Source organism: Kribbella sancticallisti, from assembly GCF_039530625.1.
GTDB lineage: Bacteria > Actinomycetota > Actinomycetes > Propionibacteriales > Kribbellaceae > Kribbella > Kribbella sancticallisti.
Genome location: NZ_BAAAOS010000045.1, coordinates 113,935 through 128,717 on the forward strand (window position 1 = coordinate 113,935; position 14,783 = coordinate 128,717).

General features: G+C 69.2%; 17 protein-coding genes and 1 pseudogene. 15 read left to right on the forward strand and 3 right to left on the reverse strand.

Annotation, left to right across the window (positions count from 1 at the left end):
- Positions 1–51 precede the first annotated feature (51 nt).
- The 11 genes from hpt to ABD255_RS28770 all read left to right on the forward strand — a co-directional run bounded on the left by hpt (position 52) and on the right by ABD255_RS28770 (position 8,463).
- A complete protein-coding gene (gene hpt, locus ABD255_RS28720; RefSeq protein ID WP_344219451.1) occupies positions 52–603 on the forward strand; it encodes a hypoxanthine phosphoribosyltransferase in 552 nt (183 codons plus the stop codon).
- Between the two features lie 182 nt (positions 604–785).
- Entirely contained in the window at positions 786–2,816 is a 2,031-nt protein-coding gene (ftsH, locus tag ABD255_RS28725) for an ATP-dependent zinc metalloprotease FtsH (protein ID WP_344219453.1), read from the forward strand.
- A gap of 12 nt (positions 2,817–2,828) precedes the next feature.
- Complete coding sequence (folE, locus tag ABD255_RS28730; protein ID WP_344219455.1) at positions 2,829–3,401, forward strand: GTP cyclohydrolase I FolE; 573 nt, start codon at positions 2,829–2,831, stop codon at positions 3,399–3,401.
- Positions 3,402–3,563: 162 nt separating this feature from the next.
- The gene (locus ABD255_RS28735; protein ID WP_344219457.1) at positions 3,564–4,694 is read left to right on the forward strand and encodes a S1 family peptidase; all 1,131 of its coding nucleotides are present in this window, start codon (positions 3,564–3,566) and stop codon (positions 4,692–4,694) included.
- Positions 4,695–4,837: 143 nt separating this feature from the next.
- On the forward strand, positions 4,838–5,635 hold the full coding sequence (folP, locus tag ABD255_RS28740; protein ID WP_344219583.1) for a dihydropteroate synthase: 798 nt from the start codon (positions 4,838–4,840) through the stop codon (positions 5,633–5,635).
- On the forward strand, positions 5,632–6,096 hold the full coding sequence (locus ABD255_RS28745; protein ID WP_344219459.1) for a nuclear transport factor 2 family protein: 465 nt from the start codon (positions 5,632–5,634) through the stop codon (positions 6,094–6,096). The genes folP and ABD255_RS28745 overlap by 4 nt, the downstream gene beginning before the upstream one ends.
- Positions 6,093–6,494, forward strand: coding sequence for a dihydroneopterin aldolase (folB, locus tag ABD255_RS28750; protein WP_344219461.1), 402 nt, complete (start codon positions 6,093–6,095; stop codon positions 6,492–6,494). The genes ABD255_RS28745 and folB overlap by 4 nt, the downstream gene beginning before the upstream one ends.
- Positions 6,491–7,057 (forward strand): 2-amino-4-hydroxy-6-hydroxymethyldihydropteridine diphosphokinase, encoded by a 567-nt coding sequence (gene folK / locus ABD255_RS28755; protein WP_344219463.1) that lies wholly within the window; start codon positions 6,491–6,493, stop codon positions 7,055–7,057. The genes folB and folK overlap by 4 nt, the downstream gene beginning before the upstream one ends.
- Positions 7,058–7,059: 2 nt before the next feature.
- Positions 7,060–7,578, forward strand: coding sequence for a DUF3180 domain-containing protein (locus ABD255_RS28760; protein ID WP_344219466.1), 519 nt, complete (start codon positions 7,060–7,062; stop codon positions 7,576–7,578).
- Between the two features lie 59 nt (positions 7,579–7,637).
- A complete protein-coding gene (locus tag ABD255_RS28765) occupies positions 7,638–8,030 on the forward strand; it encodes a hypothetical protein (RefSeq protein WP_344219468.1) in 393 nt (130 codons plus the stop codon).
- A gap of 43 nt (positions 8,031–8,073) precedes the next feature.
- Positions 8,074–8,463 carry a hypothetical protein gene (locus tag ABD255_RS28770; protein WP_344219471.1) on the forward strand — a complete coding sequence of 130 codons (390 nt, stop codon included), beginning with the start codon at positions 8,074–8,076 and terminating at the stop codon, positions 8,461–8,463.
- 2 nt (positions 8,464–8,465) lie between these two features.
- Here ABD255_RS28770 and ABD255_RS28775 read toward each other — a convergent pair whose 3' ends face one another.
- Complete coding sequence (locus ABD255_RS28775; RefSeq protein WP_344219473.1) at positions 8,466–9,671, reverse strand: NADH-quinone oxidoreductase subunit D; 1,206 nt, start codon at positions 9,669–9,671, stop codon at positions 8,466–8,468.
- 48 nt (positions 9,672–9,719) lie between these two features.
- Here ABD255_RS28775 and ABD255_RS28780 point away from each other — a divergent pair, with 48 nt between their 5' ends.
- Positions 9,720–10,208, forward strand: coding sequence for a PH domain-containing protein (locus tag ABD255_RS28780; RefSeq protein ID WP_344219475.1), 489 nt, complete (start codon positions 9,720–9,722; stop codon positions 10,206–10,208).
- Positions 10,205–11,626 carry a PH domain-containing protein gene (locus ABD255_RS28785; protein ID WP_344219477.1) on the forward strand — a complete coding sequence of 474 codons (1,422 nt, stop codon included), beginning with the start codon at positions 10,205–10,207 and terminating at the stop codon, positions 11,624–11,626. Before ABD255_RS28780 ends, ABD255_RS28785 begins: the two co-directional genes overlap by 4 nt.
- A 98-nt stretch (positions 11,627–11,724) precedes the next feature.
- Here the strand turns inward: ABD255_RS28785 and ABD255_RS28790 are convergent.
- Positions 11,725–12,447 (reverse strand): annotated as a pseudogene (locus tag ABD255_RS28790) (SAM-dependent methyltransferase); the annotation flags it as partial.
- Positions 12,378–12,938: a 2'-5' RNA ligase family protein gene (locus ABD255_RS28795; RefSeq protein ID WP_344219479.1), complete on the reverse strand. Its 561-nt coding sequence runs from the start codon at positions 12,936–12,938 to the stop codon at positions 12,378–12,380. The pseudogene ABD255_RS28790 and the gene ABD255_RS28795, both read right to left, overlap by 70 nt.
- Before the next feature lie 173 nt (positions 12,939–13,111).
- Between ABD255_RS28795 and ABD255_RS28800 the strand changes: the two genes are divergently transcribed.
- On the forward strand, positions 13,112–13,951 hold the full coding sequence (locus ABD255_RS28800) for a Rossmann-like and DUF2520 domain-containing protein (RefSeq protein ID WP_344219481.1): 840 nt from the start codon (positions 13,112–13,114) through the stop codon (positions 13,949–13,951).
- Entirely contained in the window at positions 13,948–14,775 is an 828-nt protein-coding gene (gene panC / locus ABD255_RS28805; protein WP_344219483.1) for a pantoate--beta-alanine ligase, read from the forward strand. The genes ABD255_RS28800 and panC overlap by 4 nt, the downstream gene beginning before the upstream one ends.
- Positions 14,776–14,783: the final 8 nt, after the last annotated feature.

Here is a 14,783-nt window from a genome sequence, read left to right on the forward strand (position 1 = left end):
GCTGCCGGGCACGATTACGTCGCACGCCGTGGGGTGTGTCAGGCTGACCTCGTGGACGCGTCGGACATCGAGAAGGACCTGGCCCAGATTCACTTCACCGAGGAGCAGATCCAGGCGAAGCTGCGGGAACTGGCCGGACAGATCGAGCGGGACTACGAGGGCAAGGACCTGCTGATCATCGGTGTCCTGCGGGGCGCGGTGATGGTGATGGCCGACCTCGCCCGGTCGTTCAGCCGGCACGTCGAGATGGACTGGATGGCGATCTCCTCCTACGGCTCGGGGACGAAGTCGTCCGGTGTGGTCCGGATCCAGAAGGACCTGGACACCGACATCACCAACCGGCACGTGCTGATCGTCGAGGACATCATCGACACCGGGCTGACGCTGACCTGGCTGGTCAGCAACCTGCAGTCGCGCAAGCCCGCCTCGCTGGAGATCTGCACCGCCTTCCGCAAGCCGGACGCGGCCAAGATGGCCGTGCCGGTGAAATACGTCGGGCTCGAACTGCCGGACGAGTTCGTCGTCGGCTACGGCCTCGACTACGCGGAGAAGTACCGCAACCTGCGCTGCGTGGCCACCCTCGCCCCGCACGTCTATTCCTGACCTCCCCCGGCGCTGACCTGTCCGCGATTTGATGACAGGTTGTAGACAGGCCCGTACCGTCGTTCGGTGACCCTCGTGGTGAGCACGCTTGCCCGGCACGAGACACTTGGACTGGTATTACCGTCACAAGCCCGTTCACCCGGGCCTGCTGAGCTAGGAGGGACGGGGCGCCTGCCCTGATCATGGACGTGAAGCGCATCTTCCGCGGACCCCTGTTCTGGATCATCCTCGCCTTCGTCGGCGTGTTGTTGATCGGGCAGCTCCTGACCGGCTCGTCCGGGTACAAGACCGAGCCCACCGGCCAGGTGGTGCAGCTGATCCAGCAGGCCAAGGCGTCGAGCGACAAGTCGATCAAGTCGGTGACGCTGATCGACCCCGACCAGGAGATCCGGGTCGAGAAGACCGACGGGACCAAGGTCCGGGCGCACTGGGTCGACGGCCAGGCCAACGCCCTGGGCACCGACCTGCAGACCCTCTTCCAGGATCAGAAGATCGAGCGGTACGACGTCGAGAACCCCAAGCCGAGCTTCATCGGCCAGGTCTTCTCCACGCTGATCCCGTTCCTGCTGATCGCGGTCGTCTTCATCTTCTTGATGAACTCGATGCAGGGCGGCGGCTCGCGGGTGATGAGCTTCGCCAAGTCCAAGGCCAAGCTGGTCACCAAGGACACCCCGAAGACGACGTTCGCCGACGTGGCCGGGGCCGACGAGGCGATCGAGGAACTCGGCGAGATCAAGGAGTTCCTGCAGGAGCCGGGCAAGTTCCAGGCGGTCGGCGCGAAGATCCCGAAGGGCGTGCTGCTGTACGGCCAGCCCGGTACGGGCAAGACGCTGCTGGCCCGGGCGGTCGCGGGCGAGGCGGGCGTTCCGTTCTACTCGATCTCCGGCTCGGACTTCGTCGAGATGTTCGTCGGTGTCGGTGCCTCCCGGGTCCGCGACCTGTTCGAGCAGGCCAAGACGAACGCGCCGGCGATCATCTTCATCGACGAGATCGACGCCGTCGGCCGGCACCGTGGTGCGGGTCTGGGCGGCGGCCACGACGAGCGCGAGCAGACGCTGAACCAGTTGCTGGTCGAGATGGACGGCTTCGACGTCCGCGGCGGTGTGATCCTGATCGCCGCGACGAACCGTCCGGACGTGCTCGACCCGGCGCTGCTGCGGCCGGGCCGGTTCGACCGGCAGATCCCGGTCGACGCGCCGGACCTGCCGGGCCGCGACAAGATCCTGCGGGTGCACGCCCGGGGCAAGCCGATGTCGGAGGACGCCGACCTGACGGCCGTCGCCCGCCGGACCCCCGGCTTCACCGGTGCGGACCTGGCCAACGTGCTGAACGAGGCGGCGCTGCTGACCGCCCGGCTGAACAAGCAGCAGATCGACAAGAACGCCCTGGACGAGGCGATCGACCGCGTGATCGCGGGACCGCAGCGCCGGACCCGGCTGATGTCGGACAAGGAGAAGGTGCTGACCGCGTACCACGAGGGCGGGCACGCCCTGGTGGCCGCGGCGCTGCCGCACTCCGACCCGGTGCACAAGGTGACGATCCTGCCGCGCGGCCGGGCGCTGGGCTACACGATGGTGCTGCCGGACGAGGACAAGTACTCGACCACCCGGTCGGAGATGCTCGACAAGCTCGCCTACATGCTCGGTGGCCGCGCCGCCGAGGAGATGGTGTTCCACGACCCGACCACCGGGGCCAGCAACGACATCGAGAAGGCGACCGCGCTCGCCCGGGCGATGGTCACGCAGTACGGCATGACCGAGCGGCTCGGGGCGATCAAGTTCGGCCAGGACTCCGGTGAGCCGTTCCTGGGCCGCGATCTGGGCAGCCAGCGCAACTACTCCGAGGAGATCGCCGCGGCGGTCGACGAGGAGGTCGGCAAGCTGATCCTGAACGCGCACCAGGAGGCCTTCGACATCCTGGCCGAGAACCGCGCGGTGCTGGACCACCTGGTCGAGGAACTGCTGGAGAAGGAGACCCTGGACAAGGCGGAGATCGCCCGGGTGTTCGCCCCGATCCAGAAGCGCGAACTGCGGCCGGCCTGGACCGGATCGTCGACCCGGGTGCCGTCCGAGCAGCCGCCGGTGATGCCGCTGCCGACCCGGGGCGAGCAGAACGGCTCGCTGTCCGACGTGATCCCCGGTGGGTCGGTCGGTCCGGACGAGGCCGCCAGGGGCCCGAACTACGGCGGTGGCCCGACCCCGCCGGCGGAGTGAGTCGGAGCCCTTATGACCTCGCCGAAGTTCGATCACGCACGCGCGGAACGTGCCGTCCGTGAGTTGTTGATCGCGATCGGCGAGGATCCCGATCGTGAAGGTCTGAAGGACACCCCGGCCCGGGTGGCGCGCTCGTACGCCGAGATCACCGCCGGGCTGGGGCAGTCCGCCGAGGACGTGCTCAGCACGACCTTCGACCTCGGCCACGACGAGATGATCCTGGTCAAGGACATCGAGGTCTGGTCCCTGTGCGAGCACCACCTGGTGCCGTTCACCGGGGTGGCGCACGTCGGCTACATTCCGGCGCCGGACGGCCAGATCACCGGCCTGTCCAAGCTGGCCCGGCTGGTCGACGTGTACGCGAAACGCCCGCAGGTGCAGGAGCGGCTGACCACCCAGGTGGCCGAATCCCTGGTGGAGTTGCTGAAACCGCGCGGCGTGATCGTCGTGATCGAGTGCGAGCACCTTTGCATGACGATGCGCGGGGTGCGCAAGCCCGGCGCCAAGACGATCACCTCGGCCGTCCGCGGCCAACTGCGCAACCCGGTCACCCGGGCCGAGGCGATGAGCCTGATCGTCGGCTGATTCCCTGCCCCGGCAGGTTGTCGCCGCCGGACCCGTAGCTTCCCGGCCGGCGGTCTCGTTGGACATTCAGAGCCGTGGCCCATGGACAATCCGTGTCTGAGCGAATACTTTCCGTAGTGGTGCTGTGTCGCACAGGCAGGGCGCCGGCGTGAGGAGGAAAGTATGGCAGGGCGTTTTCGGGTCGGCGCCGCACTCACCGGGATCGTCGTCCTGACGGCGGCCGGGCTGATCGCGGCGAACGGCGCGCAAGCGGATCCCCAGACCGGGGCTGAGGCCGCGAGTCCGGACCAGAAGCTTCTGCGGGTCCAGGACCAGGCACAGTCCCTGGAAGGCCAGCTCGGAGCGGGTGTCGTCGGCAGCTATCTCGACCCCGCGGGTGACCTGGTGGTCGCCGTCTCCGACGAGGCGACCGCACAGCTCGTCCGGGCAGCAGGCGCGATCCCCAAGCTGGTCGACTACACCCTCGAGCAACTGCGGGCGGTGCAGCGGCAGCTCGACCACATCGCCGTCGGGTCCAGCGCGGGCAAGGTCAGGTCCTGGTACGTCGATCCCGTCAGCGGGACCGTGGTCGTCACCGTCCCACCGGGCGCTCGTGACTCCGTGACCCAGCGATTCCTCCGCAAGGCGCTCGCCCACGGCGGCATGGTGACGCTCAAGCGGACGCCGGGCCAGGTGACCCTCACCGACGACCAGTTCGGCCTGCTGGGTGGCTATCAGGTGGACAAGAACACCGGCTTCACCTGCTCGCTCGGCTTCAATGCCCGGGCCGGCGACGGCGCCCGGATCTTCCTGACCGCCGGCCACTGCACGTCGGGCCGGCCCTCGTTCTCGCGCAACGGCTACATCATCGGCAACACCCGCACGTCCAGCTTCCCGGGCAGCGACTACGGCACGGTGGGCGTGATCGAGGGCTGGGACCAGCAGGGCCGGGTCGAGCGCTGGGGCGCCACCGACGTGGTGGTCCGCGGCTCGACGACCGCGATGGTCGGAGCCGGCCTGTGCAAGTCCGGCAAGAGCACCGGCTGGACCTGCGGGCGGATCGTGGCCCGCGACGTCACGGTGAACTACGGCAACAACAAGGTCGTCCGGGGACTGTTCCAGCACACGGCCTGCACCGAGGCCGGTGACTCCGGTGGTGCGAACATGACCGGCGACTACGCACAGGGCATCAGCAGCGGGGCCGCCCTGATCAGTGGCCAGTGCATGGAGAAGCACGGCCAGTCCAACGAGTCCTACTCACAACCGATCGGTGAGGCGCTGTCCGCTAGCGGCGCCTCATTGGTGCTGGGTTAGCGACCCCCGGCTGGAGCCGGGAGTTGATGGGGGCCCACGCACCTAGGTGGGGCAGTTCGAGCCGCGGCCACTACGGTGGTCGAGTGCGAACTGCCCCACCGAGTCACGTCCAGGGACTCCCAGCGCCGGATCGATGTCTGGTGATGGGGGTCGTCAACGTGACCCCGGACTCCTTCTCCGACGGCGGTGAGTGGTTCGAGCCGTCGGCCGCGATCAAGCACGGCCGCGAACTGCTGGCCGAGGGCGCCGATCTGCTCGACGTCGGCGGCGAGTCCACCAGGCCCGGCGCCGAGCGCCCCGCGCCGGCCGAGGAGATCCGCCGGGTGCTGCCGGTGATCGAGACCCTGGCCGCCGAGGGCGCGCTGATCTCGGTCGACACGATGCGGGCCGACGTCGCCGCCCTCGCACTGAACGCGGGCGCGGTGATGGTGAACGACGTGTCCGGCGGGCTGGCCGATCCGGACATGCTCGGCCTGGTGGCGGAGCGCGGTGCGGCGTACATCTGCATGCACTGGCGCGGGCACTCCGCCGGCATGCAGCAGCGGGCGCAGTACGACGACGTGGTGGCCGAGGTGATCGCCGAGGTGGGGGAGCGGCTGGAGGCGATCCGGGCCGCCGGCGTCGACCTGGGCCGGGTGGCGGTGGACCCGGGCCTGGGGTTCGCGAAGAACGCGGACCACAACTGGGAGATGCTGCGGCGGCTGCGCGAGTTCGCCGTACTGGGGCAGCCGTTGCTGATCGGTGCCTCCCGCAAGGCGTTCCTGGGTAGGCTGCTCGCCGACGAGGAGACCGGCGAGCCGAGACCGGCCGTCCGACGAGACGACGCCAGCGCGGCCGTCTCCGCCCTCGCCGCCGCATCCGGTGCCTGGTGTGTCCGGGCCCACGCGGTGGCACCGAGTGCGGACGCGGTCCGGGTGGCGCGCAGGTGGGGAGCGGTATGACCGAAGAGCCGGGCGGTACGCGGCGGGGTACGGGCGCCTCCGCGGAGAGCGTGGTGCTGAACGCGAACACGGCGTTCTACAACGCGTTCGAGGCGGGCGACCTGGACCTGATGGCGGCGGTCTGGCTGCCGGAACCAGATCCGGTCTGCATCCACCCGGGCAACGCGGCGATCTACGGCTACTCGGAGATGATGCGGGCCTGGGCGATGATCTTCGCCAACACGCCCTACATCCAGTTCTTCCTGACCGACGTGCAGGTAAGAGTGGATGAAGACGTGGCTTACGTCACGTGTACGGAGAACGTCCTGTCGTCCGGCGAAGGGGCGCCGGAGGAGGGCTTCGCGGGGGGCAAGGCGCTGGCCACGAACGTCTTCCGCCGTACTTCGACCGGCTGGCGGTTGTGGATCCACCACGCGTCCCCGGTACTGTCGTCTGGGGGTCGACAGGAGGAGGCGGAATGAGCGGTCCCTTGCTACCTGCCGCCAGGCCTCCCGACGTGATCGAGATCCGCGGTATCCGCGGCTTCGGCCGGCACGGGGTGTTCGACCACGAGCGGACCGACGGACAGGAGTTCGTCGTCGACGTCCGGCTCGAGCTGGACACCCGGGCGGCGGCGGCCACGGACGACCTGGCCGACACCGTGAACTACGGGGTGGTCGCCGAACAGGTGCACGCGGCGATCGAGAACGATCCGGTCGACCTGATTGAGACACTGGCCCAACGGATCGCGGATCTGTGCCTCGCCGACCGGCGGGTGACAGCCACCGCGGTGACCATCCACAAACCCTCGGCGCCGATCACGGTGCCGTTCGACGACGTTGTCCTGACCGTGCAGCGCAGAGCCGGAGAATCCTCGTGACCGAGACCCCTAGTCCCCACGTCATCGACGCGGACACCCTCAGCGGTGGCCTCAAGCCGATCCGTCAGGTGATCCTGTCGCTCGGCAGCAACCTCGGCGATCGGGAAGCGAACCTGCAGGGCGCGGTCGACGCGCTGCGGGACACGCCGGACGTGGTCGTCGTCGACGTCTCGCCGGTCTACGAGACCGAACCGGTCGGCGGGCCGGACGAGTCCGGTCCGTACCTGAACATCGTGCTGCTGGCCGACACCACCCTGTCGGTCGACACGCTGCTGGACCGGGCGCACGCCGTCGAGCAGGCGTTCGGCCGGGAGCGCAGCGTGCCGGGCGCGCCGCGGACCCTGGACGTCGACCTGATCACCTATGGCAAGAAGACGATCGAGTCCGAGGAACTGACCGTGCCGCACCCGCGGGCGCACGAGCGCGCCTTCGTGCTGGCGCCGTGGCTGGACATCGAGCCCGACGCGGTCCTGCCCGGCGTCGGCCCGGTCGCGGACCTGCTGGCCAAGGTCGGCACCGACGGCGTCAAGCGGGTCGACGAACTCACCATCGAGCTGCAGTAGTGGTGTCAGGCGGTACCGGTCCGGACCGGGCACCAGGGGCCGGCAAGGAGCCGCCGCGCCCTGGGTCCGTCCGGCCTACCTCGCGCCGGCTGCTGGTCGCGATCGTGGTCCTCGGGGCGGCGATCGGCTGGACCATCGTCAGGGCGGTCGAGTCCAGCGGTGGGGTGGCTCCGACTGTCTCCTGGCTCACCCTCGTCGCTTGGGGCTTCCTCGCGGCACTGCTGTTCGTGGCCGCCCGCAACACCCACCAGCGGATCCAGGTCCGCCACGAACGGGTCGAGCCGTCGCGCGCGGTGTTCCTGCTGCTGATCGGAAAAGCGAGTGCCTTCGTCGGCGCGTTGTGCACCGGTGTGTACGCAGGGTTCGCGTTATCCTTCCTGAGCGCGGTCGGTGCTTCCGGCCCGCGCAACCGGGTGATCACCGCTGGTGCTGCGGCAGTGATCTCAGTGCTGGTCGTCGTGGCCGGATTGCTCCTCGAACGTGCGTGTCGTATCCCCGAGGACCCTGACGAGACCCCCTAACATGTCGGTCCATGGGGTCAAGGGGTAGCCGCCGTCGAACCAAGGCCACTGTTCTCGTCGTGGCCAACGTGTTACTGGTCGTCGTCTGCCTGGCCGTCAGCATCTCCTTGTTCTCCCAGAACCAGTGGATCCTGCGCGCGGCCGCCGTCGCCGCCGTCCTGGTCGCGATCGGCGCGTCGGTCCTGACCCGCCACCAACTCCTGATCGAACGCCTCGCCCACAGCGACGAGCGGGCCCAGGTGGCCCAGGAGTACTCCCGGATCACCAGCGCCCGGGTGGTGGAGAACGCCGAGTTCGTCGACCTGATGCAGCGCCGCCTGGACCGGATCGACCAGCGCCTCGACAAGATCGACGAGGAGGTCGCCACGGTGGTTGCCGCGGGCGACAAGCACTCCCAGGCCGACGCCCCGACCGTCGTGGACCTGAAACTGCGGGGTCTGGCCGCTTCCTGAGGTACTCCGCCCCGGCCCATACTGCGTGGTGGGAGGGGACGACATGGGCTTGGACGCGAACTACCCGGCAGTGACGATGAACAACCCGCAGGGCACGGTCACGGTCTACAACGAGGACCACGTGCCGATCGGGCATCTCGGCCCGACGCCGTACGAGTCGCCGTCGGTCAACGTGACGTGCCGGCTGAAGTCGTGGGACGACGCGTACTGGTACCGCCTGCTGAACGCCGAGGGCTGGGACCTGCCCGCCACCACCGCGTACGTCTCAGCCGACGAAACCCATGAACTGAACCCGGGCATGCCCTATCCCATCCCCGACTGCGCCAACGTCGGCTGCCGCCGCAAGGCCGGCCAGGCCGCCGGCGCGGGAGTCCTCGCCCTCGGCGCCTACACCGCCGCCCGAGCCTGGCGCCGCCGCTTCGACGAGAGCTGAACCTACTTGTCGATGTCTCCCACTACGAAGAACATTGAGCCGAGGATGGCGATCATGTCGGCGACGATGGTGTCGGGGAGCATCTCGGGGAGGACGGAGATGTTGTTGAAGCTGGCGGAGCGGAGTTTGAGCCGCCAGGGGGTCTTGTCGCCGCGGGAGACCAGGTAGTAGCCGTTGATGCCGAGCGGGTTCTCGGTCCAGGCGTAGGTCTGGCCCTCGGGGACCTTGAGGATCTTGGGCAGGCGGGTGTTGACCGGACCGGCCGGGATCGAGCGGAGGCGGTCGAGGCAGGCGTCCACCAGGTCCAGGGAGACCTTGACCTGTTCGAGGAGCACCGAGAAGCGGCCGAAGCAGTCGCCGTCGGTGCGGGTGACGACGCGGAGTACGCCGTCGCGGGCCAGTTCCTCGTAGCCGAGGTAGGGCTCGTCGCGGCGCAGGTCGGCGTCGACGCCGGAGGCGCGGGCGATCGGGCCGGAGATACCGTAGGCGGCGATCAGTTCGGGGGACAGCCGGCCGACGCCGACGGTCCGGGCCCGGAAGATCTCGTTGCCGAGGACAAGGTTCTCGATGTCGGGCAGGCGGCGCCGGACCGCGACCGAGGCCTCGCCGGCGCGGTCGAGCCAGCCGTACGGGATGTCCTCCTTGAGCCCGCCGACCCGGTTGAACATGTAGTGCATCCGGCCGCCGGACAGTTCCTCCATCACCGCCTGGATGGTCTCCCGCTCGCGGAAGGCGTAGAAGACCGGCGTGATCGCGCCCAGCTCCAGCGGGTAGGAGCCGAGGAACATCAGGTGGTTCAGGACCCGGTTCAGCTCGGCCAGCAGGGTGCGCAGCCAGACGGCCCGGACCGGGACCTCGAGACCCATCATCCGCTCGACGGCGAGCACCACGCCGAGCTCGTTGGAGAAGGCCGACAGCCAGTCGTGCCGGTTCGCCAGCACCAGGATCTGGCGGTAGTCACGGACCTCGAAGAGCTTCTCGGCGCCGCGGTGCATGTAGCCGATGATCGGCTCGCAGTTGACGATCCGCTCCCCGTCCAGGGTCAGCCGCAGCCGCAGTACGCCGTGCGTTGCGGGGTGTTGCGGGCCGATGTTGAGCACCATGTCGGTGGTCGGCAGCTCGGAACCCGTCCCGGTCCCGCCCCGCTCGTACAGCGGGTCCAGCCCAGCGGCCCCCGCGCCGATTCCCACCACTCTTTCGGTACTCATGACCCTTAGTGTGCCGTGAACGGCACACGATCGTGACAGGCTGGTGGGGTGGATGACCTCTTCGCACCTGCCGATGTCAGCTGGACGCCGGTCTCTGCCAAGCTCGCGACGGTGCGCAGGCTGAACGCCGCGATCACGTTCGGTCTGCTGGCGATCGCCGGCTTGCTGCTGTTCGGGCTGCTGATGGGCTGGCTGTACGGCGGACTGTTCCTCGTGCTCGCCGGGCTCGGTTTCGCCTGGTCCTGGGTCCTGATCGGCCGGAATCAGCAGTCCTGGAAGTACGCCGAGCGCGAGGACGAGTTGCTCGTCAGCCACGGCATCATGTTCCGCCAGCTGGTAGTGGTGCCTTATGGGCGGATGCAGTTCGTGGACGTGGCTGCCGGGCCGTTGGAGCGTTCGTTCGGCCTGGCGACGGTGGAGCTGCACACAGCGACCCCGGCCACCGACGCGAAGATCCCCGGGCTGCACCCGGACGAGGCGGCGCGGTTGCGTGACCGGCTGTCCGCTCTCGGCCAAGCACAGGCGTGGGGCCTGTGACTGAGCCGTCCGCGCCGGTGCAGGCGCCACAGGTCCAGCAGGAGGTGACAGGTGCTCGTCTGCACCCGCTGACGCCCTTCGTGAAGGGCTGGGGGTACTTCGTCGTCGCCGCGGTCGCGATGGCCAACAACGAGGGCCTGCGGAGCAACCTCACCATCGCCGGCTTCGGCCTGATCGGCGTACTGGTCGGCGGGATCCTGCTGGGCGCGCTGTCCTGGTGGTTCACCAAGTGGCAGCTGACGGAGGACGCGATCCGGGTGGACAGCGGGTTCCTGTTCCGCCGGACCAGGATCATCCGGTTCGACCGGATTCAGGCGATCGACGTGGCGCAGCCCTTCGTGGCCCGGCTGTTCGGCATGGCCGAGCTGCGGATGGACGTCGCCGGTGGCGGCAAAAGCGACGGCCGCCTGAGCTACTTCACGTACGACGAAGCCCAGAAGCTCCGCGGACTTCTGCTGGTCCGGGCCAAGGGAGAGCAGGCCATTGAGCAGCAGACCCAGCAACCGGAGCCGGAGCCGCTGCTGGTGGTTCCGACCGGCAGGTTGCTCGGGGCCACGTTGCTGTCGTCCACAGTGCTCGGTAGTGCGGCCGCCCTGATCTGGTTGATCGTGGCGACCACAGTGCTGGAGTTCCACGTCGGTCTGTTCGCTGGTCTGCCGCTGCTGCTGGGTGTCGTGCAGCCGATCTGGAAGCAGGTCGTCGGCAACCACGGCTTCACCCTGTCGGAGACCCAGGACGGACTGCGTACCAAGCGCGGCCTGTTCGACGTGCAGCGCCAGACCATTCCTCCGGGCCGCGTGCAGGGCCTGCTGATCACCGAGCCGCTGATCTGGCGCCTGATCGGCTGGTCCCGGGTGGACCTGGACATCGCCGGGGTAGCCGGTTCCCAGGCGGACGGCGAGGACGACAACGAGGGAGCCCAGTTGCTCCCTGTCGGCGAGCGGCAGGAGGTCGCCGGAGTACTGGCCAGGGTCCTGCCCGGGCTGGACCTGGCCGCTATCGAGATGCACCGGGCCCCGGCGCGCGCCAAGTGGCTGCGCCCGGTCGGCTGGCGGTACCTGACCTACGGTGCCGACGACCAGGTCCTGGTGACCACCCGCGGGTGGGTGAGCCGTCGTACGTCGATCGTGCTCCACCACAAGACCCAGTCGGTCCGCCTCTATCAGGGGCCGCTGCAGCGCCGCCTACGCCTCGCCAACGTCCACGTGGACACGCCCCAGGGCCCGACCGACGCTGTGGCTCTCCACCGCGACGAGCGAGAGGCTGCGGCGCTGGTGGAGGCTCAAGCCCACAGAGCCCGAGAAGCCCGCCGTACTGCGGACTCCCCGCGCGCGGTCCACACCCAGCCGAAGGAGCCGAGCCCAGACGGGTTCAACAGCTCGGCAGCCTCCCCGGCCGACGACAGCTCGGCCAAGTAGCGCAAGGGCTCGGTGCGAGCCAGTTCCTGGCTAGGGCGTTCGGCAGACAGGCCGAGCGCCCGCAAAGCCTCCCGCTGCGTCGTGACCTCACCAGACACGGCGGCAGCCAAGGAATCCAGGGCAACGTGCGCAGTGACGTCGCACGAGCCGTCCAGGACCACCTCACACTCGCGGCCGTTCCTGAACCCCGTCAAAGTCCCGTACGCCGGCCGCCCCGCGCGCAGGTGTCCGTAGTCGACAGCGACGGCCAAGCCCTCCTCCAGCCGGCCGACCACGTCCGCCCAGGCGAGATCCCGGGCGAGCCCGATCTCGGCCCGATCACCCGGCTCGGCCAACGGCCACCAGCGCTCGAGCCAGGCCAGATCGTTGCCGGCGACAACATCGCCGAGGGACAAGTCCGCCAGCACGTAACGAGGCATGGACGACGAGTCCAGCTCGGCCACGTCGCACGGCACGTTGTCCAGCCATTCGTTCGCGATCACCAGACCGCGGAGCCGGGCGGGGAGCTCGTCGTTCAGCTCCACGTCGAGCACGTCCAGCCCGCTCTTGCGCAACTCCCGGCCGAGTTCGCCTTCCCCCGCGGCGATGTCGACCACTGTCGAGGCGCCGACGTCACGAGCCAGCCGCGCGATCGCCTCGGCGAACAACGGCGACGCGTGCACCGAAGTACGGAAGTGGGCGGCGGGTCGCTCACGCCGGTAGAACCCGTCCGGCCCGTACAGGGCCGCGTCCCAGGCCTGTCGCAGCGTCCTCAATCGGAGGCGCCTCCGAGCGGGACGGCCCCGGTCAGTTGCCAGACGCCGTCCTCGCCCTCCCGCCACAGGGTCAGGTCGTCGAGACAGACCGTGGGAGCCTTCTCGGCCGCGAGCACGTCCTCGGCCTCGGCGACCACAGCGGCGCCACCGCGGGAGGAGATCGTCAGATGGGGATGCGGGTCGGGGAACTCGCCACCGTAGGGCTGGCACTGCGGGAACGCGGCGATCACCGTCCTCAGCAGGTCGCGGACCTGGTCGAAGGGCTCGGGGCGCAGCCAGGCGGTCCCGTTGGCGAACTGCCCCGCGGCCGGGAAGCTGAGCTCGAACGGCTCCACCTGGGCGACCGCGTCCTCCAGTCGCTGGACGTGCTCCGGCGTGGGGTCCGGCATCCATGGCACCAGGACGGTGATGTGCGGCGGAATCAGCTCGGTCAGCGCCCGGTACGGCCGCGTCGACGAGTTGGACGAGGACCGCCAGCGATCCGTGAACTCGGCAAGTTCGGGCACCGCGATCAGGATCGCGGTCCGCGCCACCCAGGGCAAAGGTCGTTCGCTCACCGCCTCATCGTCCCACTTGTGACGCACAACTCGCCCCAGCAAGCCGTCCACGCGCATCAAGTGGTCGGCACCACCGATTCGTCGGCGCCTGCGGCGGTGCCGCGCACTAAGCTGTCCTGAACCGCACCAATCGTCTGGTACCTCGGTCGAGGACTGGAACGTAGAGAGTGGACATGAAACGCATCGGCATCATCGGCTCCGGCCGGGCCGGGAGCGCCTTGGGAGCAGCCTTGGCGTCTGCCGGACACCCCGTCACCGGCGTCACCGCACGCTCGCGCGCGTCGCTCGAACGAGCCGCGCGGCTTCTTCCGCACGTCCCGGTCCTGTCGCCCGCCGAGGTGACCGCCCGCGCGGACGTCGTTCTGGTCGCAGTACCTGACGATGCCCTCCGGGAGACCGCGGCGAGTCTCCCGCTGACCGCCGAGCAGTACGTCGTGCACCTGTCCGGCGCCCACGGCCTGGCGGTGCTCCAAACCGCCGCGATTCCGGTGGCGCTGCACCCTCCGATGACGTTCACGGGAGATCTGCCCGACCTGACCGGCGTGACCTTCACGGCGACCGCTCCGGACCAGGCCCGGCCGGTCGTCGAGCGGCTCGTGAAAGGGCTCGGCGCGGGTTTGCAATGGATCGCGGAGGACCAGCGCGCGCAGTACCACGCAGGAGTCGTGCACGGCGCCAACCACCTGGTCACCCTGGTCACGCAGGCCCTCGACGTACTCCGGGCGGCCGGGATCGAGGACCCGGCGGCCACACTGCGCCCGCTGCTGACCGCAACTCTCGACAACACGCTGCGGTCCGGTCATGATGCGCTCACCGGGCCGATCGCGCGTGGCGACGTCGAGACGGTGGCAGCCCACCTGGCCGTACTGCGGGGCCGCACCGCCGGCACCTACGCCGAGTTGGCCGGGGCGACGGTAGACGTGGCGGCAGCGGACGGACGGCTGGACGGGAACACGGCCGAGCGGTTCCACAAGGTGCTGGAGCGGTACAGAACAGGGGAGGCACCACGGTGAGACTCACCCAGACGAAAGCCGAGCTGCGGGCTGCCGCGGCGATCCGGCCACGCGCTGTCGTGATGACGATGGGCGCCCTGCACGAGGGGCATGCGGCCTTGCTCGCCGAGGCCCGCGAGCGGGTCGGACCGGACGGCAGCGTGGTCCTGACGATCTTCGTGAATCCCTTGCAGTTCGGGCCGACCGAGGACTTCGACCGTTATCCGCGGACGCTGGCCAGCGACCTGGCGATCGCCAAGAACGAGGGCGTCGACCTGGTCTTCAACCCGTCCCGCGACGAGCTCTACCCGAACGAGCCGTCGATCACCGTGCATCCCGGACCGCTGGCCGACGAGCTGGAGGGGATGGTCCGGCCGGGCCACTTCGCCGGCGTCCTGACGGTGGTGTCGAAGATGCTGCACCTGACCTCGCCGGACCTGGCGCTGTTCGGCGAGAAGGACTACCAGCAGCTGACGCTGATCCGCGAGATGGTCTGCGACCTGGACATGGATGTCGACATCGTGCCGGTGCAGACCGTGCGGGAGCCGGACGGGCTCGCCCTGTCGTCACGCAATCGCTACCTGGACGAGACCGAACGTGACGAGGCGCTGGTGCTCTATCGCGCTCTGACCGCGGGCGCGAAGGCGGGAATGAACGGCCCGGACGCCGTACTGGCCGCCGCTCACGCCGAGCTCGAGGCCGTCCCCTCAGTACAGATCGACTATCTGGCGCTGCGCGCGCCCGACCTGGGCCCGGTGATCGGCCCCGGCGAGGCCCGCATGCTGGTCGCGGCGCGGGTCGGGACCACCCGTCTCATTGACAACATTTCCATCACGCTGCGATGAAACTGGTT

Bases quoted from the DNA above. Each gene is read 5' to 3' on its own strand.
- ftsH (WP_344219453.1), top strand. From the start codon at position 786: ATGGACGTGAAGCGCATCTTCCGCGGACCCCTGTTCTGGATCATCCTC.
- folE (WP_344219455.1), top strand. From the start codon at position 2,829: ATGACCTCGCCGAAGTTCGATCACGCACGCGCGGAACGTGCCGTCCGT.
- ABD255_RS28735 (WP_344219457.1), top strand. From the start codon at position 3,564: ATGGCAGGGCGTTTTCGGGTCGGCGCCGCACTCACCGGGATCGTCGTC.
- folP (WP_344219583.1), top strand. From the start codon at position 4,838: ATGGGGGTCGTCAACGTGACCCCGGACTCCTTCTCCGACGGCGGTGAG.
- ABD255_RS28745 (WP_344219459.1), top strand. From the start codon at position 5,632: ATGACCGAAGAGCCGGGCGGTACGCGGCGGGGTACGGGCGCCTCCGCG.
- folB (WP_344219461.1), top strand. From the start codon at position 6,093: ATGAGCGGTCCCTTGCTACCTGCCGCCAGGCCTCCCGACGTGATCGAG.
- ABD255_RS28770 (WP_344219471.1), top strand. From the start codon at position 8,074: ATGGGCTTGGACGCGAACTACCCGGCAGTGACGATGAACAACCCGCAG.
- ABD255_RS28775 (WP_344219473.1), bottom strand. From the start codon at position 9,671: ATGAGTACCGAAAGAGTGGTGGGAATCGGCGCGGGGGCCGCTGGGCTG.
- ABD255_RS28800 (WP_344219481.1), top strand. From the start codon at position 13,112: ATGAAACGCATCGGCATCATCGGCTCCGGCCGGGCCGGGAGCGCCTTG.